The following is a 19975-nucleotide window of genomic DNA, read 5'->3' as shown; positions in this document are numbered from 1 at the left end:
GATTCTCTTAGTATACCAGTACGGCACGACGGTTTTTGGAGTAAGCCGCTTCGTCATGACCCAGTACAGCTGGTTTTTCTTTACCGTAAGAAACGATAGAGACTTGGTCAGCAGAAACGCCTTTACCCTGCAGATACATTTTAACTGCGTTAGCACGACGTTCACCCAACGCGATGTTGTATTCAGGTGTGCCACGTTCATCGGCGTTACCTTCAACAGTCACTTTGTATGACGGGTTGCTACGCAGGAATGCAGCGTGTGCATCCAGCATCTGAGCGTATTCAGAAGAAACATCGTATTTGTCTAAGCCAAAGTAAACGATGTTGTTCTTCTGCAGTTGTTGCATCTGCAGACGAGCTTGTTCTTCTGAAGACATGTTGCCGCTTTCAGTACCAGTGCTAGCGCCCATGCCAGATTGGCCATTGTCTGCGCTTTTGTGTGAACTACAAGCAGCGATTGCCAGTACAGGCACAGCCAGCAGCAGCCCTTTTAGCACTTTATTAAGTTGCATCTCTTTGATCCTTTTTTATAATTTGCCATACATATTTACACATGCATCACAGGTACGGCGACCAGGCAGGAAATGAGACCTGACCATCGGTAGCCGGAAGACGCGCTTTGAACCGCCCATCAGTCGAAACCAACTGCAGCACCTTACCTAGCCCTTGAGAGGAACTATAGATAACCATGGTGCCGTTTGGTGCGAGACTAGGCGTTTCATCCAGGAACGTGTCCGTTAATACTTGAACGGCTCCCGTTTCCAGATCTTGTTTGGCGATGTGTTGGCTGCCGCTATTTGAGCTAACCATTACAATGAATTTCCCATCGGAGCTAACATCTGAGTTCTGGTTCTGAGAACCTTCCCACGTCAGACGCTGAGGCGCACCGCCATTAATATTCACTTTATACAACTGAGGACGTCCGCCCTGATCCGAGGTAAACGCCAGGTTCTGGCTGTCTGGATACCAAGTCGGTTCAGTACTGTTACTGCGTCCATCAGTCACCGGGCTGATTTGGCCAGATGATAAATTCATAACATACAGGTTCAGGCTGCCTGATTTAGACAATGCCATCGCCAGTTTGGTGCCATCCGGAGAAAAGGCTGGTGCCCCGTTGTGACGCGGGAAGTCAGCGATCTGTCTGATAGCGCCATTGGCCAACGTTTGCACAACCAGCGCAGAACGTCCGCTTTCAAAACTCACATAGGCCAGCTTGCTGCCGTCTGGCGCCCAGGCCGGGGACATCAGTGGCTCAGGTGAACGATGCACCACAAATTGATTGTAGCCATCATAATCCGCTACGCGCAGTTCATATTTGAAGCTGCCGCCGTTGGTTTGCACCACATAGGCAATACGCGTACGGAAGGCACCTTTAATACCGGTCAGTTTTTCAAATACTTCATCACTGGCGGTATGGCCGGCATAACGCAGCCATTCTTTGGTGATTTTATATTGGTTCTGAGCCAGAACTGCACCTGTAGCACCAGAAGTATCAACCAACTGGTAATTTACCAGATAGCCACCGTCAGCGCCTGGCTGGATCTGTCCGACAATAACGTCGTTAACACCCAGTGCACTCCACGCAGAAGCGGTGACTTCTGCTGCGGTACTCGGTTGTTGCGGCATACGCGCAGCATCAATCGGGTTAAATTTACCACTGTTTCGCAAGTCGGCAGCAACGATGCTACCAATATCTTGCGGAGGAGTCCCCGGACCGGCCCATTTAAAAGGCACCACGGCGATCGGGCGAGCGGAATCCACCCCCTGGGTAATCTCGATGCGAACTTCCGCATGCAACACCGAAGCCCACATCATCAAAAGGCCGAACGCTACTCGAATTGCCTGTTTCATTGTATCTCCCTTATCTGGACTCTGAGCCAAAAAGAAATCTTAAGCCCCGCAAGAAGCCTTCACAAAAGGCAAAGCAGCCGCACAGACTATTCCCATTTTCCGCGTGGGGAAAGCGCGACTGACCGCTATTTTAACTTGTTCTGACACCTGCGGAACACGACTTCTGACCGGCTAATTCTTCCCGCGATAAATTAGCAGAATTTTAACAAACCAATGCACACAAAACTATATAAACACCAGATAAGCTATGGAAAATATCCTAAAAATTGATATTTTCGACCTTTTTATCATCTTGTCCATAGTCAGGGTGGTCGCAGGCGTCGTTATTCATATTCCCGCGACCTGCAAACACCCCTTGCCTACCCTACTTATCCAAGACGACTCACTGAGGTTTAAAGTCTAGCGGTGCATTCTTAAACACATCATAAACTGCTGTTGTTGGCGGTTTCGGGATACGCGCCTGTTTCGCTGCAGCCATCGCGGCCTGACAGAGAGCAGGATCGCCACCCTCGGACTGAATATTTATCAGCGTGCCATCTGGTGCCAATTTAATGCGTAGCGTACAGGTCTTACCGATATATGACTGGTAGTCATAGAATCGGCTCTGTATAGCAGCCTGTACCTGACCTGCATAGTTGGAAATATCTGCGCCAGATGCGCCACTTTTCTTACTGCTTCCCTGGCCTGCCGGAGCACCACCGCCACCTTTAGGCGCATTTTTGGAAGAAGCCAGACCGCCAAACAAATCATCAACATCAGAAGACTCTTTAGCTGCCGCTGCGGCGGCTTTCTTCTTGGCCTCGCCGGCTGCCTTGGCCGCTGCGGCTTTGGCTTCACCCGCGGCTTTGGCTGCGGCTGCCTTGGCTTCCGCGGCTTTAGCATCGGCGGCTTCTTTGGCTGCCGCAGCTTTCGCCTCGGCAGCAGCCTTGGCAGCTTCGGCTTTCGCTTCAGCAGCGGCTTCTTTGGCTTCTTGTGCAGCCGCCTTTTTCTCAGCGTCTGCCGTCGCTTTTTCTTTTGCAGCTTCAGCTGCCTCAGCCGCCTTCTTGGCTTCGGCCTGCGCCTGTTTCTTCGCTGCGGCAGCGGCAGCGGCGGCAGTAGCTTCTGCTTCTTTCTTGGCTTCAGCTTCGGCTTTTTTCTGAGCATCGGCCTGGGCCTTCACGGCTTTATCCGCTTCGGCTTTCGCTTTGGCAGCCGCATCAGCCGCTTGTTTCTGCTGCTCTTTGGCTTTCGCCGCGGCATCTGCTGCCTGTTTCTGCTCGGCAGCTTGTTTTTGTTGCTCGGCTGCCTGCTTTTGCTGTTCTGCTGCTTGTTTTTGCTGCTCAGCGGCCTGTTTTTGTTGCTCTGCCGCCTGCTTCTGCTGCTCTTCAGCCTGTTTTTGCTGTTCGGCTTTTTGCTGTTGCGCAGCCTGCTGGGCTTCTAAACGCTCTTTCTCCAGCTCTTTTTGCTGCTGCTGTTGTTCAGCTTGCTTCTCTTGCAGTTCTTCGGCCTGTTGTTCAGCTTTTTTCTGACGCGATTGTGCAGCACGTTGTGAATCTGCCTGTTGCTGCTGCTCGCGGTTGTATTGATCAACCACGGCACCGGAATCCACCATCACGGCATCAATACTGGTACCACCGCCGCCGCCGCTCATACTGGTGTCCTCTTCAAGAGAACCCCAAATCAACAGGGCTATCAATATGATATGCAGAACGACCGAAACAATAACGGCGCGTTTGAGCTTATCGTTTTGTTCAGTTGCAGTTGCCTTTACCAAAATAGATTTCCCAACACAGGATTGCTAAAGCCTGGTCCGCACACGTCTGCCCTCTTCTGTACTTATCATATTGTCAGAGAGTGCTATTACTTCACGTCCACGAACCAGGTTTAAAATAAACGTTACCCACTGCCCAAGGATCAGATCGGTTGTGTCATCAAACCTACAGATTTCACACCGGCCTGATGCAGCAAATTCAGCGCCTTGATAATCTCATCATAGGGCACTTGTTTCGCCCCACCGATCAGGAATACGGTCTTCGGATTAGCCTGTATACGTTTTGTTGCTTCCGCAACAACCTGCTGCTCCGGCAGTTGTTCCATTCTCTGATGGTCAACAACAATGGTGTATTGGCCTACGCCAGCCACTTCAATAATAACCGGGGGGTTATCATCCGCGGATACACTTTTAGAGTCAGTCGCGTCTGGCAAATCGACTTCTACGCTTTGCGTGATAATGGGCGCCGTAGCCATAAAGATCAGCAACAGAACCAACAACACATCAAGCAGCGGAACGATATTAATCTCAGACTTCAGTTCGCGACGATGACGACCTCGTACTCGAGCCATGCTGTCCTCCCTTAATTGCTACTTTCGCGAGAGAAAGCCTGACGGTGCAGGATAGCCGTGAACTCTTCCATGAAGTTATCGTAATTTTGTTCGAGTTTGTTAACGCGCTGATTCAGGCGGTTGTAAGCCATAACCGCAGGGATAGCCGCAAACAAACCGATTGCCGTGGCAATCAGTGCTTCGGCGATACCCGGTGCCACCATTTGCAACGTAGCTTGTTTAACAGCACCCAAACCGATAAAGGCGTGCATGATCCCCCAAACCGTACCAAACAGACCGATATACGGGCTAATAGACCCTACGGTGCCGAGGAACGGGATGTGTGTTTCCAGGGTTTCCAGCTCACGGTTGAAAGAGATACGCATGGCACGGGAGGAGCCTTCAATGACCGACTCCGGCGCATGGCTATTGGCACGGTGCAAACGGGCAAACTCTTTAAAGCCGGAATGAAAAATCTGTTCGGTACCCGTCAGGCTGTCACGACGTCCCTGACTTTCCTGATATAAACGAGACAGCTCAATACCAGACCAAAATTTATCTTCAAAGGCTTCAGCTTCACGGGTTGCCGCATTCAAGACCTTCGTTCGCTGAATGATAATCGCCCAGGAAGCAATTGAGAAACAGACCAAGACAAGCATGATCAGCTTGACCAGAATGCTGGCCTTTAAAAATAAATCCAAAATGTTCATGTCAGTCACTGCTTAAACTCCGCGACAATAGACTTAGGAAGCGCTCGTGGCTTCATTTGATGTGGATCGATGCATGCAATTAACACTTCTGCAAAACTCAGAAGGTTTCCACGCGAATCAAGAATTCGTTGTGCAAAGGTAAGAGAGGCCCCCCGAATAGCGGTTATCTCAGTCTGAACATCCAGCAAGTCGTCAAGGCGTGCGGGTGACAGATACTCAACCGTCATACGGCGAACCACAAAAGAGATATTTTCTTCCAGCAGCTTACGCTGGTGAATATTGCGTTGGCGCAACATTTCTGTGCGAGCCCTTTCAAAAAAGGCGACGTAACGGGCATGGTAAACCACGCCACCTGCATCTGTGTCTTCAAGAAAGACACGAACAGGCCATCGGAACAACGAATTACTCACTCTACATCCCGTATTGCAATTTGACGGCACTACTATACGCAAGTGATTTAAGGTTTGGAATGGGTAGCGAGTCTTGATTGAAAATAATTATGGGCCAGAACGGCCCATAGAAATGGCAATGTCAGGTTTTTGTAAATCATGTAAAAAAATATACCAACCCGACAAGCAGAATGACCGCGGCCAGCAGGGGTGAAAACAGGGTTTTCCACAGGGAAGACGCAGGGCGAAACCCCAGTCCGTGGACAATCCCGCTGCACACCGCCCAAATCAGCACAATACCTTGCCATACAGCGAGGTTGCTGGTTTGCGAGGCAAATTTTGCCGGATGCCAAAAAACACACCCGGCCATCACCAGTGCCAGTACTAATGAAAGGGCCCGCAAGGGGCCCTTATCAGTAATAGCGTAGAACTTATCCGCTATCACACTCATTATTTTACATCTTCTGCTGCTTTGCTTTCTTCACTGTGTTCCAGCGCCAGGGCGGTGATAATGCCCACAGAGCAAGCCAGAAGAGTTCCAAGTATCCAGGCAAAGTACCACATGGTTTAGGCTCCCGTTATCATTGAATTTAGTACAAAGAATGCTTGTTGTTTTCGATGTAAGTCTTGTCGAGACGTCCAAACATCTTGTAATAAGCCCAGCTGGTGTAGATCAGAATGATCGGCACAAAGATGCAGGCAACCACAGTCATCACTTTAAGGGTTAATGGACTGGAGGTCGCATCCCACATGGTCAGACTGGCATTCGGATTAGTGATAGACGGCATCACAAACGGGAACATGGTCACACCGGTGGTCAGGATCACACAGGCAATGGTCAACGATGAAGTGACAAATGCCAATGCCCCTTTATTGATTTTTGAGAACAAAATGGTCAATAAAGGCAGGATCACACCCAATGCCGGAATAGCCCACAGAATCGGCATGCGGTTAAAGTTGAGCAGCCAGGCACCCGCCTGATGAGCAACAGTTTTACGCAGTGGATTCGACTCGGCGGCAGTGTTAATGGCAGAAGTCACCACATAACCGTCAATCCCTTTCACCAGCCAGATACCGGCGAGCAGGAAGCAAACCATCATCACCAGGGCAGAGATCTGTGAAGCGGTACGGGTGCGCAGGTGCAGCTCACCGGTAGTACGCATCTGCAGATAGGTCGCCCCCTGGGTAACCAGCATGGTCAGACTGACAATACCAGCCAGTAAACCGAACGGGTTCAACAGTTGCAGCAGATTGCCGGTGTAGAACAGGCGCAGGTATTCATCGATATGGAAAGGCACACCCTGTAACAGGTTACCAAAGGCCACACCGAAGACGACCGCCGGTACAAAGCTACCGATAAAGATGCCCCAGTCCCACATGCCACGCCAACGTTTGTCGTCAACTTTGGCACGGTAATCAAAGCCCAGCGGACGGAAGAACAAGGCGCACAGCACCAGGATCATCGCCGCATAAAAGCCTGAGAAGGCGGCAGCATAAACCATTGGCCAAGCGGCAAACAGCGCGCCGCCGGCGGTGATCAGCCACACCTGGTTGCCATCCCAGTGCGGGGCGATGGCGTTGATCATCACACGACGATCGGTATCCGTTTTGCCGATAATGCGCACCAGAATACCGACGCCCATATCAAATCCATCGGTGACCGCAAAGCCGATAAACAGCACACCAATCAGTGCCCACCAGATGAACCTTAATACTTCATAGTCAAACATAAGTGGTCTCCCTATTACCGTGCATGCTGTACAGAAGCGGCTGGTTGTTCAAAATGATAACGGCCGGTTTTCAGACTGCTTGGACCCAGGCGCGCAAACTTGAACATCAGGAACATTTCCGCCACCAGGAACAGCGTATAGAGTCCGCAGATCAGGATCATTGAGGACAGCACGTCACCGGTAGTCAATGAAGAGTTGGCCACTGCCGTTGGCAGAATTTCACCAATCGCCCAGGGTTGACGGCCATATTCGGCAACAAACCAGCCTGCTTCAACTGCAATCCAGGGTAATGGCAGAGAATAGAGCGCCGCGCGATGCAGCCAGCGTTTTTGACCAATTTTGCCGCGGATAACGGTAAAGAAGGACAAACCGATAATCAACAGGATCAGGAAGCCACAGGCGACCATGATACGGAAGGCAAAGTACAGCGGCAGAACGCGTGGAATGGAATCTTTGGTTGCCTGCTGGATCTGGGTTTCCGTCGCATCGCTGACTTTTTCGGTATAGCGTTTTAACAACATGCCATAGCCGAGATCCTGTTTGGTTTTCTCAAAATCGCTGCGAACCGCCGGATCGGTGTTACCCGAACGCAATTCTTCCAACAGGGTGTAAGCCTTGATACCGTTTCTGATACGTACCTGGTGCTGTGCCATCAGGTCGCGCAGGCCAGTCACTGGTGTATCGACTGAACGCGTAGCAATCAGCCCCAGCAAATAAGGAATTTGCAGAGAATATTCATTCTCCATTTTGTCCTGATTTGGCAGTCCGATCAGCGTAAAGTTGGCAGGTGCAGGTTGGGTATCCCACTCGGCTTCAATAGCAGCAAGTTTGGTTTTTTGTACGTCACCCATTTCGTAGCCAGATTCATCACCCAACACGATAACGGACAGCGTGGCAGCCAAACCAAAACTGGCAGCGATGGCAAAAGAACGCTTGGCAAAAGCGATATCACGTCCTTTCAACAGGTAGTAAGAGCTGATGGCCAGAATAAATACTGCCCCAGTCACGTACCCTGCCGCCACGGTGTGCACAAATTTAACCTGTGCGACCGGGTTCAGCACCAGCTCAGAGAAGCTGACCATTTCCATACGCATGGTTTCGAAGTTGAAATCAGACGCCACCGGGTTTTGCATCCAGCCGTTTGCCACCAGGATCCACAGTGCTGACAGGTTAGACCCCAGCGCAACGAACCAGGTGACGGTCATATGCTGAACTTTGGTCAGGCGATCCCAGCCAAAGAAGAACAAACCAACCAGCGTTGATTCCAGGAAGAATGCCATTAAGCCTTCGATGGCTAACGGCGCGCCAAAGATATCTCCGACATAATGTGAGAAATATGACCAGTTGGTCCCGAACTGGAATTCCATGGTCAAGCCAGTGGCCACACCCAGCGCAAAGTTGACTGCAAACAACTTGCCCCAGAACTTGGTCATATCCTTATAGATTTGTTTGCCAGAAAGCACATAAACCGTTTCCATTATTGCCAACAAAAACGCCATACCCAGCGTAAGTGGTACAAACAGAAAATGGTACATGGCAGTTAAAGCAAACTGTAAACGCGACAGCTCAACGATATCAAACATCTTAACCCCTTGCTCCTCGGAGGAAGACTCCAAATTGCGACTCTCTGACGTATCAAGCCTGAATACGCCTCACAACTACCAGTAATTAACCTGCTGTTTTAAAATCATTTATTTATAAATCCCCCTTTTTTGACCGCCCCTGTTCACACGTTGATCCCGTTGAGGATCGCAGTCTTGATGATTGTGGTTTAAAAGGAGGAGGAATGATGCGGCAAAAGACCCACTTCATTCATAATAAATATCTTTCTTAGTACTCGGCTAATATTACGCTACTAATTCCATACAATAAATAGGCCTTTTTGTGCGCCAAAGCCAATTTTCTGTATACAGATCAATTCCTGCTATTTCTTTCATTTATGGCGTGAATTGATCCAGAGCAATTTAAGCCCTTCTTGCATTTATTTCCAGAGTATTTATAAAAAATCCAGGAAATTAAAACTGATAGTGTTAACAGGTAGATCGTTTGTTTTTTATTTATCTACTCTTGTTAAATAAATGTAGTATATAAGTTCCAAATATCCGCATTATTTTCCTCAAAACGCTGTTTTAAATATTTAAAACACGCATCTTGACATAGATCATAAAAAGTTCATTTTATTATCAAGCCTAGTCTATTTCGTGCAAAGCCGCTAATTCAGAACGAGATAAAGCTCGCCAATATTCAGTTAAAAAAAAGGCCATCTGCAAGCAGATGGCCTGGTTATCACCCTTGACAGTTACTGCGGCAGCACAGCTTTTACTGCCTTGCCAATATCTGCCAGGCTGCGTACCGTCTTGACACCAGCCGCTTCGAGGGCTGCGAACTTCTCATCCGCTGTCCCTTTACCACCGGCAATGATGGCACCGGCATGGCCCATACGCTTGCCTTTAGGCGCAGTCACGCCGGCAATGTAGCCGACCACCGGCTTGGTAACGTGTTCCTTGATATAGGCAGCAGCTTCTTCTTCTGCATTACCGCCAATCTCGCCGATCATCACAATCACTTCTGTTTGTGGATCTTCCTGGAACAGCTTCAGAATATCGATAAAGTTTGAACCCGGGATCGGGTCGCCGCCAATACCGACACAGCTTGACTGACCAAAACCATAATCCGTGGTCTGTTTTACCGCTTCATAGGTCAGGGTGCCTGAACGGGAAACAATCCCCACTTTGCCAGGCTGATGAATATGGCCGGGCATAATGCCAATTTTGCATTCGCCTGGGGTGATAACACCCGGGCAGTTGGGGCCAATCATGCGTGCGTCGCTTTGATCAAGCTTCATTTTGACCACCAGCATATCCAGCGTCGGGATACCTTCGGTGATACAGATAATCAGTTTAATGCCCGCATCAATAGCTTCGAGGATCGAGTCTTTACAGAAAGGGGCCGGCACGTAGATCACCGATGCGGTCGCGCCGGTGGTTTCTACCGCTTCACGCACGGTATTAAATACCGGCAGCCCCAGATGTTCAGTGCCGCCCTTGCCTGGCGTTACCCCACCGACCATTTGCGTACCATAGGCAATCGCCTGCTCGGAGTGGAAAGTGCCCTGGCTACCGGTAAAACCCTGGCAGATAACTTTTGTATTCTTATTGATTAAAATCGACATTATTTACCCTCCACGGCAGCAACAACTTGCTCTGCCGCATTGGTCAGACTGGTTGCAGCAATGATGTTCAACCCGCTGTCTGCCAATTTTTTGGCACCCAGTTCAGCATTGTTCCCTTCAAGGCGTACGACCACCGGTACGCTGACGCCAACTTCCGCCACGGCACCGATAATACCGTCGGCAATCAGGTCACAGCGGACAATACCGCCGAAGATATTGACGAACACGGCTTTGACTTTTTCGTCAGAGAGAATGATTTTAAAGGCTTCGGTGACGCGCTCTTTGGTAGCACCGCCGCCAACGTCAAGGAAGTTGGCCGGTTCACCGCCGTGCAATTTGACGATATCCATGGTACCCATTGCCAGACCGGCACCGTTCACCATGCAGCCAATATTGCCATCGAGGGCAACATAGTTGAGTTCCCACTGTGCCGCCTGCGATTCGCGGGCATCTTCCTGGCTATGGTCACGCATTTCACGCAGTTCCGGTTGGCGGAACAGGGCGTTACCGTCGGCCCCCAGCTTGCCGTCAAGGCAGATCAAATCGCCAGCCTGGGTCACCACCAACGGGTTGATTTCAATCAGCGCCAAATCGCGCTCCAGGAAAATCGCCGCCAGACCCATAAAGATCTTGGTAAACTGTGCAACCTGCTTGCCGCTCAGACCCAGCTTAAATGCCAGTTCACGGCCCTGATAAGGCTGAGGTCCGGTTAAAGGGTCAAGGGCGACTTTGTGGATCAGATGGGGCGTTTCTTCCGCCACTTTTTCGATCTCGACACCGCCTTCCGTCGACGCCATAAAGACAACGCGACGTGAACTGCGATCGACTACGGCACCGAGATAGAGTTCTTTATCGATATCCGTTGCCGCTTCTACCAGAATTTGGTTCACCGGTTGGCCATGGGCATCTGTCTGATAGGTCACCAGACGTTTACCCAGCCAGTTTTCAGCAAAAGCACGGATCTCTTCTTTGCTTTTCACCACTTTCACGCCGCCCGCTTTACCGCGACCGCCAGCGTGAACCTGACATTTTACCACCCACGGACCAGCACCGATTTTCGATGCAGCCTCTTCCGCTTCACGCGGGGTGGAGCAAGCAAAACCTGTAGGGGCAGGAAGGCCATAGCGCAAGAAAAGCTGTTTCGCCTGATACTCATGTAAGTTCATGATGTTCTATCCATCCATTTCAGTAGGTTGCAGGGTAGCCATAACTACCCTGCACTTATTGTTATGTATCCGCTGCGCTGGCGTACTACACGTCCAGCAGCAAACGCGCCGGATCTTCGAGCATTTCTTTAATGGTCACCAGGAAGCCGACCGATTCACGGCCATCCACCAGACGGTGATCGTAAGAGAGTGCCAGATACATCATCGGCTGGATCACAACCTGACCATTGACGGCCATCGGGCGATCTTTAATGGCATGCATCCCCAGAATCGCACTTTGCGGTGGGTTGATGATTGGCGTTGACATCAGCGAGCCAAATACGCCGCCGTTGGTCACGGTAAAGTTACCGCCGGTCAGCTCTTCAACTTTCAGTTTGCCATCGCGGCCTTTCACTGCCAGTTCTTTGATTTGTTTTTCGATATCCGCCATGCCCAGAGTATCGACATCACGCAGTACCGGCGTTACCAGGCCGCGCGGGGTTGATACCGCAATGCTGATATCGAAGTAGTTGTGGTAGACCACATCTTCACCGTCGATAGACGCATTGACTTCCGGATAACGTTTAAGCGCTTCCACAACGGCTTTCAGATAGAAAGACATAAAGCCCAGACGCACACCGTGGCGTTTTTCAAAGGCTTCGCCGTATTGCTTACGCAGATCCATAATCGGCTTCATGTTGATTTCGTTAAAGGTCGTCAACATGGCCGTACTGTTTTTGGCTTCCAGCAAACGCTCGGCAACGCGTTTACGCAAGCGGCTCATTGGTACGCGTTTTTCGCTGCGCGCACCCAGGGCTGCTGCCGCTGGCGCTGCCGGTTTGGCGGCGGCGGGTGCTGGAGCTGCTTTAGCATCTTTGCCGGTTTTGGCAATATGCTGCTCGATATCTTCGCGGGTCAGACGACCCCCTACACCGCTGCCTTTAATGGCGTTGGCATCGAGGGAGTGTTCGGCAATCAGGCGGCGGATCGCCGGGCTGAGGGCGTCATTGGTCTCTTCTTCCAGGGCAGCGGTATGGCGCTGTGCCGGAGTCGATTCCTTGTCTGAGCTTTTGGCCTGGCTGGGTTTGCCAGAGCTGTCGCCTGGGCGCAGGCGGGCGAGGATTTGACGGGAAAGCACGGTAGCGCCTTCGTCTTCAAGAATAGTATCCAGGATACCAGATTCACTGGCCGGGACTTCCAACACCACTTTGTCAGTTTCGATTTCAACCAGCACTTCATCACGCTCAACGCTGTCACCAGGTTTTTTGTGCCAGGTGGCAACCGTCGCATCCGCAACGGATTCAGGTAGGTCAGGGACCAGAATATCTACGCTACTCATTATCAATCCTTATGCTTAAACTTTTATCCCCGCCGTACCTGGCGCAACTGCTGTCTCAGCGGCAGCGCCAGTGACTTTGGGTGTCAATACGGCTATTGAACGTTCAGTGCGTCATTCACCAGCTCTTGCTGCTGCTTCTGGTGAACAGACAAATAGCCCACAGCAGGCGAGGCTGAAGCCGGACGTCCTGCGTAGCGTAAAGAAGCACCAAATGGCACAACTTCACGGAAATTGTGCTGACTGCAGTACCAGGCACCCTGGTTGAGCGGCTCTTCCTGGCACCAGACAAAATCATGTACGTGCGCATACTGCTCAATGACGCTTTGTACCGCTTTGTGCGGGAAAGGATAAAGCTGTTCGATACGGATGATGGCAACATCGGTTTGTTCGTTTTTGCGGCGCTGCTCCAGTAAATCATAATAGACTTTGCCGGAACACATCACGACGCGCTTCACTTGTTTTGCATCCAGCTCATCAACTTCACCAATCGCCGGCAGGAAACTGCCGTTGGCCAGTTCATCGAGAGAGGATACTGCCAGCGGATGACGCAATAATGACTTCGGTGACATGACAATTAACGGACGACGCATACCACGCAACGCCTGACGACGTATCATGTGGTAAACCTGAGCCGGTGTTGACGGAATACACACCTGCATATTCTGTTCGGCGCAAAGTTGCAGATAACGCTCCAGACGTGCCGAAGAGTGCTCTGGTCCCTGCCCTTCATAGCCGTGCGGCAGCAGCATGACCAGACCGCACATACGGCCCCATTTTTGCTCGCCGGAGCTGATGAACTGGTCAATCACTACCTGGGCACCGTTGGCAAAGTCACCGAACTGCGCTTCCCAGATAGTCAGCGTACGCGGTTCTGCGGTGGCGTAGCCATATTCAAAGGCCAGTACCGCTTCTTCCGACAAGACCGAGTCCCAGACATTAAACTCACCCTGGCTGTTGTGGATATTGGCCAGTGGCACATACACCGAGCCATTGGTCTGGTTGTGGATCACCGCATGACGGTGGAAGAAGGTGCCGCGTCCGGTATCTTCGCCGGAGAGACGAATAGGAATGCCTTCATCAACCAGCGTGGCATAAGCCAGGTTTTCCGCACCGCCCCAGTCGAACAGTTTTTTGCCTTCGGCCATATCGGCACGGTCACCGTAAATCTTGGCAACGCGAGCCTGCATTTCAATGGTGTCGGGAACATGGCTGACGCGTCGCGCCAACTCTTGCAAACGTTTTGGCTCAACGGTCGACGGATAGACTTCGTCCCACTCATGGTTGAGATAAGGAGACCAGGTGAAGGTATGCATATCATTGGGGCGCCACTCGGCGACCACACACTCGCCGGCATCCAAGGCATCACGGTACAGGTTGACCATTTCCGTGGCATCTTCGAGGCTGGCAACGTTTTGTTCGGTCAAAATGTCAGCATAGATTTTACGCGGCGTTGGGTGTTTCTTGATCTTGTGATACATCAACGGCTGGGTAGCACTGGGTTCATCGGCCTCGTTATGGCCATGACGACGGTAGCAGACCAGATCGATCATTACGTCACGCTTAAAGGTGTTACGGAAATCCAATGCCAGGCGAGTAACAAAAGCCACCGCTTCAGGGTCATCGGCATTGACGTGGAAAATCGGGGCCTGCACCATTTTGGCAATATCAGTACAGTATTCGGTAGAACGTGCGTCTTTTGGATTGGAGGTGGTAAAACCAACCTGGTTATTGATGACGATACGCACCGTACCGCCCACTTCATAACCGCGAGCCAACGACATGTTCAGTGTTTCCTGAACCACGCCCTGACCGGTGATCGCCGCATCGCCGTGAATGGTGATTGGCAACACCATATTGCTGCGCGCTTCGTCCAGACGGTCGCGGCGAGCACGTACCGAACCTATAACTACCGGGCTGACAATTTCCAGATGCGAAGGGTTAAAGGCCAGCGCCAGATGCACCATACCGCCTTCGGTCTCAACATCAGACGAATAGCCCATATGGTATTTCACATCGCCGGTACCCAAATGCTCTTTATGTTTACCTGAGAATTCGTCAAACAGGTCTTGAGGCTTTTTACCCAGCACATTGATTAATACGTTCAGACGTCCGCGGTGCGCCATACCCAGAACCACTTCACGGGTACCGTTTTTACCGGCATGGCGGATCATCTCTTTCAGCATTGGCACCAGTGCATCACCGCCTTCCAGCGAGAAGCGTTTGGCACCGGGGAATTTGGCCCCCAGATAACGTTCCAGCCCTTCGGCCGCGGTCAATTCACTAAGAAAGGTTTTCTTTTCGGCATCGCTAAATTTGGCACGACCCACCACGGATTCGATACGTTGCTGGATCCAACGCTTCTCATCGGTATTGGTGATGTGCATATACTCGGCACCAATAGATCCACAGTAGGTTTGTTTCAGCGCAGCATACAAATCGCCAAGCTGCATGGTCTCTCTGCCAATGGCAAAGGAACCCACATTGAACGTTTCGTGGAAATCGGCTTCTGACAAATGGTGATACGCCGGATCGAGATCAGCGACGGTTTCCTGTTTCCATAAACCGAGGGGATCGAGATTGGCATGCTGATGGCCACGGAAACGGAAGGCGTTGATAAGCTGCAACACCTTGACCTGTTTGGCATCGGTTTGCGGATCGCTGATCGCCGAGTTATAACGCGAAGCGTCTTTCGCCAGACGGCGGAAATAGTCTCGGGTTTGTGAGTGAAGTTGCTCCGGTTGCACACCGACTGTCGGTAACTGGGTAAAAATGGAACGCCAGCTATCGTCAACGGAACCAGGATCGGTTAGGTAGTCTTCATAGAGCTGCTCTATGTAAGACTGGTTCGCCCCCGCCAGATAGGAGGAATCCAGCCAGGCCTTCATTGCGCCATTCTGCATCGTGATCCCTTAAGCTTTGAAAGCTTTAGTTTTCGCCGTGGTTAATAAAATTACCGTAATACCTGACGTAATGACCTATCCCGTCGATCTTTCAAGTTGCAGATGCGTTGGCTGCCTTCACTCACTTCAGTCACGTAGCTTGCTTTGCGACTGAAGATCCGTCCAGTTGCGCCCGGCTGCACCTTGATATCTATGGAATATACATCCAGTAAAACGGTTTTCCATATAACAGTTCACTTTACCGACTCCGGGTTTACCTCCGCGCTGCGGGAATTTCCCCCACTCAGTAAACATAGGCTGTTTTGTCGAAACAGGCTGTATGTTCACCTCAATCGCGCAGGTTTACTGCTCTTTGTCTGGTCAAGGAACCTCCAAAAGCCGGCGTTTTGCTGGCACTCCGGCTTTTGGTGTTTCCCTGCGAACTGCTTAACGCCCGACAGCGTACTCCCTGCTACCAAACTATCACGCTTTATCGAGAAATATCATTCGCTTATTTCAGTTGCTAACTTGGACAATTTTGTTGCGTTTTTGTTACCACCAATTTACTTAATATTAGCGGGAACCTGGGTTCCCGCTAATCTGCTGGTCGCCGACTCAGGCACCGCGTTGTAGCAACATCGACTTGATATGGCCGATGGCCTTGGTCGGGTTAAGTCCTTTCGGACAAACACTGACGCAGTTCATAATGCTGTGACAGCGGAATACGCTGAAAGCATCGTCCAAACCATCAAGTCGCGTCTGCGTCTCGGTGTCGCGGCTGTCAATCAGGAAGCGATACGCCGCCAACAATCCCGCCGGTCCGACAAATTTATCAGGATTCCACCAGAATGACGGGCAGGAGGTAGAACAGCAGGCGCAGAGAATACACTCGTACAAACCGTCCAGTTTTTCCCGTTCCTCTGGCATTTGCAAGTGCTCACGCGCCGGAGGATTTTTCCCATCATTCAACAGGTAAGGTTTAATCTTCTCATACTGCTTATAGAATTGTCCCATGTCTACCACCAGGTCACGCACAACCGGCAAACCAGGCAGAGGACGGATGACTATTTTCTTGCTTCCGTGACGCAACGCAGAAATTGGCGTGATGCAAGCCAGGCCGTTTTTACCGTTCATATTGACACCGTCAGAGCCGCAAACGCCCTCACGGCAAGAACGGCGAAAAGAGAGTGTCGGGTCCTGTTCTTTCAGCTGGATCAAGGCATCCAGCAGCATCATGTCACGGCCTTCTTCGGCTTCCAGCACATAATCTTTCATGTACGGAACGTCGTCCACGTCCGGGTTATAGCGATAAATCGAAAATTCGAGTTTCATAATATGCTCCTGCTCACCGTTCGATAAAGGCGCGGACTAGTAAGTACGTGCTTTCGGCGGGAATGCCGCGCGCAGCTTAGGCTTCATATTCACCTCACGGCGCGTCATGCTTTCGCTTTCCGGTTGGTAAAGCGTGTGGCATAACCAGTTGGCATCATCACGATCCGGGAAGTCGAAGCGGCTATGGGCACCGCGGCTCTCAGTACGATAATTGGCAGAAACCGCCGTTGAGAACGCTGTTTCCATCAGGTTGTCCAGCTCGAGACACTCAATACGCTGGGTGTTAAACTCGGTGGAGGTATCATCCAGACGGGCACTATGCAGACGTTCACGAATGGTTTTCAGCTCTTCCAGCCCTTTTGCCATCGCATCCCCTTCACGGAATACCGAGAAGTTATGCTGCATACAGGTCTGCAGGTCTTTACGAATGGTGACCGGATCTTCCCCGGAACGGGTATTGTTCCAGCGATTCATGCGCGACAGCGATTCATCGATATCTGACTGACTGGCATCACGACTGGCGCCCTGCTCCAGCAGCGACTCTTTGAGGTGCATACCGGCAGCACGCCCAAACACTACCAGGTCAAGCAGCGAGTTGCCGCCAAGACGGTTGGCACCGTGTACTGATACGCAGGCGATCTCGCCGACGGCAAACAGCCCCGGGATCACCACATCTTCGCCTTTCTCGTTCACCCGCAGCGCCTGACCGGTCACTTTGGTCGGAATACCGCCCATCATATAGTGGCAGGTCGGGATCACCGGAATCGGTTCTTTGATCGGATCGACGTGAGCAAAGGTGCGTGACAGTTCGAGAATACCCGGCAAACGGGACTCCAGCACTTCTCTGCCCAGATGGTCGAGCTTCAGTTTGACGTGCGGTCCCCACGGCCCTTCACAGCCGCGACCTTCACGAATTTCGATCATAATCGAACGGGCGACGACATCACGTCCCGCCAGATCTTTGGCATTGGGTGCATAACGCTCCATAAAGCGCTCGCCGTCTTTATTGAGCAAATAACCACCTTCACCACGGCAGCCTTCGGTAACCAGTACCCCGGCCCCGGCGATACCGGTAGGGTGGAACTGCCACATTTCCATATCCTGCACCGGGACACCCGCGCGCAGTGCCATGCCGACGCCGTCACCGGTATTGATATGAGCATTGGTGGTTGACTGGTAAATACGACCGGCACCGCCGGTAGCCAGCACCGTGGCTTTCGCCTTGAAGTAGACCACTTCACCGGTTTCAATGCAGATGGCGGTACAACCGACAATGGCGCCGTCCTGGTTTTTGACCAGATCCAGGGAATACCACTCAGAGAAAATTGTCGTGTCGTTTTTCAGGTTTTGCTGATAGAGCGTATGCAGCAAGGCGTGACCGGTACGGTCGGCAGCCGCTGCAGTACGTGCCGCCTGTTCGCCGCCGAAATTTTTCGACTGGCCACCAAACGGACGCTGATAAATTTTACCGTTATCCAGACGGGAGAAAGGCAGTCCCATATGTTCCAGCTCGAGAATGGCTTCCGGCCCGGTGCTGCACATATATTCAATGGCATCCTGATCACCGATATAGTCGGAACCTTTGACGGTGTCATACATATGCCATTGCCAGTCATCTTCATGGGTATTGCCCAGGGCAACGGTGATCCCGCCCTGTGCCGATACCGTATGAGAACGGGTTGGGAAAACTTTGGATATCAGGGCGCAAGACAGCCCCATTTGTGAAATTTGCAATGCGGCGCGCATACCTGCACCACCGGCACCGATCACTACGGCATCAAACTCTCTGACTGGCAGATTCATTGATTAAGCTCCCCACACAACTAATGTTCCATAAAGTAGATAAACCACTAACGTGACAACGATGGCCAATTGCAGCACCAGGCGCACAGCGAGGGGTTTGACGTAGTCCGTTAGCACCTGCCACATACCGATCCAGGCATGAACCAGAATCGACAGCAATGTCAGCAAGGTGAATACTTTAGTGATGGAGGATGCGAAAAAGCCGTGCCAGACTTCAAAGTTGATCTCCTGAGCCATGGCGACAAAGCCAATAATATAGAGAATATACAAAGTGATTACGATAGCAGCCGCACGAAGTAGCAACCAGTCATGAACGCCATTACGTCCCAATGCAGAAACATTGTTTACCATACGAGTACTCCCGCCAGCACTGACAGCACAAGGGTAAGTCCGAAGGCGATGTGCGCCGAACGGGTACCCGCAGCCAAACTCTCTTCGATAAAGCCAAAATCCATCAGCAGGTGGCGAATGCCGCCGCAAACGTGATAGGCCAGTGCAGTGAGAATGCCCCAGAAAATGAACTTGACGAACAGGCTGTCCATAATGTCGGCAGCATGCGCGAATCCTTCCGGAGAGGAAAGAGACGTACCAAGCAACCAGAGGAGGATACCCACAGCAACGAAGGTTATTACGCCAGAGACACGGTGTAAGATGGACGCTATCGCAGTAACGGGAAGCCGGATCGTTTGCAGATCCAGATTGACAGGTCTTTGTTTTTTCACGGTTTTGCCCACACAGCTCATAGAGCCTGTTCAGTCACTCCTGCGGGGGTACGGGCAACGCAAAATAAGCGGCAAAGCCGGTTTACACAATAACTGGAGTAAAAGGGCATTGTGTGCTTGTTTTAACACAGCAGACCGAGCGCAGTAGATCATGAATGGCGCTTATTATTTTCCATCCTCCGGCCTGGGTGGAAATCAGACAGCGTTAAGAACCAAAGGCTCTTACAACACGCGCTCAAACATCGACATCCATTGTGCTTAAACGGCGCGTATTCTTTAACGCTGGGTGCTCCTACTTCAGGGTATTCCGGAGACCTTTGAGGAGTATAGGGTTATCACATTCCTATTACAATTACCCTACAAACTGTTTGGTCACATTTCTACGAAACAGTGAGTTAGCTCTCATTTTTCATATTGTACACAAAATAAATTATGTCATTTGACATCGTGACAACATTTCTATTACAACTAACCTATTGTTTATGCCTATGACTCACCTCAGTTCAATACATACACTTCCCAGCAACGCCGACTTATGCAAAAGTGTAGGCTGTGTAATTAATCACACTTGTCGTAGGTAGAGCAGAAGAAAAGAGAATACTG

At 51.1% G+C, this 19975-nt stretch carries 18 protein-coding genes; all 18 read right to left on the bottom strand.

Annotated elements, in window-relative coordinates; translation table 11 throughout:
* Nucleotides 1-7: 7 nt before the first annotated feature.
* The 18 genes from pal to sdhC all read right to left on the bottom strand — a co-directional run bounded on the left by pal (nucleotide 8) and on the right by sdhC (nucleotide 19384).
* Nucleotides 8-511, bottom strand: coding sequence for a peptidoglycan-associated lipoprotein Pal (gene pal / locus GW590_RS05585; RefSeq protein WP_169402016.1), 504 nt, complete (start codon nucleotides 509-511; stop codon nucleotides 8-10).
* Between the two features lie 46 nt (nucleotides 512-557).
* Nucleotides 558-1850, bottom strand: a complete 1293-nt coding sequence (gene tolB / locus GW590_RS05580) for a Tol-Pal system beta propeller repeat protein TolB (RefSeq protein ID WP_169402015.1) — start codon at nucleotides 1848-1850, stop codon at nucleotides 558-560.
* Between the two features lie 382 nt (nucleotides 1851-2232).
* On the bottom strand, nucleotides 2233-3603 hold the full coding sequence (gene tolA, locus GW590_RS05575) for a cell envelope integrity protein TolA (protein ID WP_169402014.1): 1371 nt from the start codon (nucleotides 3601-3603) through the stop codon (nucleotides 2233-2235).
* A gap of 140 nt (nucleotides 3604-3743) precedes the next feature.
* Nucleotides 3744-4172 (bottom strand): colicin uptake protein TolR, encoded by a 429-nt coding sequence (tolR, locus tag GW590_RS05570; protein ID WP_169402013.1) that lies wholly within the window; start codon nucleotides 4170-4172, stop codon nucleotides 3744-3746.
* 11 nt (nucleotides 4173-4183) lie between these two features.
* A complete protein-coding gene (gene tolQ, locus GW590_RS05565; protein WP_169402012.1) occupies nucleotides 4184-4870 on the bottom strand; it encodes a Tol-Pal system protein TolQ in 687 nt (228 codons plus the stop codon).
* Complete coding sequence (ybgC, locus tag GW590_RS05560; protein WP_169402011.1) at nucleotides 4867-5271, bottom strand: tol-pal system-associated acyl-CoA thioesterase; 405 nt, start codon at nucleotides 5269-5271, stop codon at nucleotides 4867-4869. The genes tolQ and ybgC overlap by 4 nt, the downstream gene beginning before the upstream one ends.
* A 136-nt stretch (nucleotides 5272-5407) precedes the next feature.
* A complete protein-coding gene (gene ybgE / locus GW590_RS05555) occupies nucleotides 5408-5701 on the bottom strand; it encodes a cyd operon protein YbgE (RefSeq protein ID WP_169402010.1) in 294 nt (97 codons plus the stop codon).
* Complete coding sequence (gene cydX, locus GW590_RS05550) at nucleotides 5701-5814, bottom strand: cytochrome bd-I oxidase subunit CydX (protein ID WP_169402009.1); 114 nt, start codon at nucleotides 5812-5814, stop codon at nucleotides 5701-5703. The genes ybgE and cydX overlap by 1 nt, the downstream gene beginning before the upstream one ends.
* A gap of 26 nt (nucleotides 5815-5840) precedes the next feature.
* Nucleotides 5841-6980, bottom strand: coding sequence for a cytochrome d ubiquinol oxidase subunit II (gene cydB / locus GW590_RS05545; RefSeq protein ID WP_169402008.1), 1140 nt, complete (start codon nucleotides 6978-6980; stop codon nucleotides 5841-5843).
* Nucleotides 6981-6994: 14 nt separating this feature from the next.
* Nucleotides 6995-8563 carry a cytochrome ubiquinol oxidase subunit I gene (cydA, locus tag GW590_RS05540; protein ID WP_169402007.1) on the bottom strand — a complete coding sequence of 523 codons (1569 nt, stop codon included), beginning with the start codon at nucleotides 8561-8563 and terminating at the stop codon, nucleotides 6995-6997.
* 716 nt (nucleotides 8564-9279) lie between these two features.
* Nucleotides 9280-10152 carry a succinate--CoA ligase subunit alpha gene (gene sucD / locus GW590_RS05535; RefSeq protein WP_169402006.1) on the bottom strand — a complete coding sequence of 291 codons (873 nt, stop codon included), beginning with the start codon at nucleotides 10150-10152 and terminating at the stop codon, nucleotides 9280-9282.
* Nucleotides 10152-11318, bottom strand: coding sequence for an ADP-forming succinate--CoA ligase subunit beta (sucC, locus tag GW590_RS05530; protein WP_169402005.1), 1167 nt, complete (start codon nucleotides 11316-11318; stop codon nucleotides 10152-10154). Before sucC ends, sucD begins: the two co-directional genes overlap by 1 nt.
* Nucleotides 11319-11403: 85 nt before the next feature.
* Nucleotides 11404-12636 carry a 2-oxoglutarate dehydrogenase complex dihydrolipoyllysine-residue succinyltransferase gene (gene odhB, locus GW590_RS05525; protein WP_169402004.1) on the bottom strand — a complete coding sequence of 411 codons (1233 nt, stop codon included), beginning with the start codon at nucleotides 12634-12636 and terminating at the stop codon, nucleotides 11404-11406.
* Between the two features lie 92 nt (nucleotides 12637-12728).
* Complete coding sequence (gene sucA / locus GW590_RS05520; protein ID WP_169402003.1) at nucleotides 12729-15536, bottom strand: 2-oxoglutarate dehydrogenase E1 component; 2808 nt, start codon at nucleotides 15534-15536, stop codon at nucleotides 12729-12731.
* Nucleotides 15537-16130: 594 nt separating this feature from the next.
* A complete protein-coding gene (locus GW590_RS05515; protein ID WP_169402002.1) occupies nucleotides 16131-16847 on the bottom strand; it encodes a succinate dehydrogenase iron-sulfur subunit in 717 nt (238 codons plus the stop codon).
* Nucleotides 16848-16883: 36 nt separating this feature from the next.
* Nucleotides 16884-18650, bottom strand: coding sequence for a succinate dehydrogenase flavoprotein subunit (gene sdhA, locus GW590_RS05510; protein ID WP_169402001.1), 1767 nt, complete (start codon nucleotides 18648-18650; stop codon nucleotides 16884-16886).
* A 3-nt stretch (nucleotides 18651-18653) separates the two neighbouring features.
* A complete protein-coding gene (gene sdhD / locus GW590_RS05505; protein ID WP_169402000.1) occupies nucleotides 18654-19001 on the bottom strand; it encodes a succinate dehydrogenase membrane anchor subunit in 348 nt (115 codons plus the stop codon).
* Nucleotides 18995-19384, bottom strand: coding sequence for a succinate dehydrogenase cytochrome b556 subunit (sdhC, locus tag GW590_RS05500; RefSeq protein ID WP_169401999.1), 390 nt, complete (start codon nucleotides 19382-19384; stop codon nucleotides 18995-18997). The genes sdhD and sdhC overlap by 7 nt, the downstream gene beginning before the upstream one ends.
* Between the last annotated feature and the right edge of the window lie 591 nt (nucleotides 19385-19975).

This window comes from Rouxiella aceris (assembly GCF_012933545.1).
In the GTDB taxonomy this organism is placed as follows: domain Bacteria; phylum Pseudomonadota; class Gammaproteobacteria; order Enterobacterales; family Enterobacteriaceae; genus Rouxiella; species Rouxiella aceris.
Note: the sequence above shows the minus strand (reverse complement) of the source record. Positions and strands in the feature narration are given on the sequence as shown.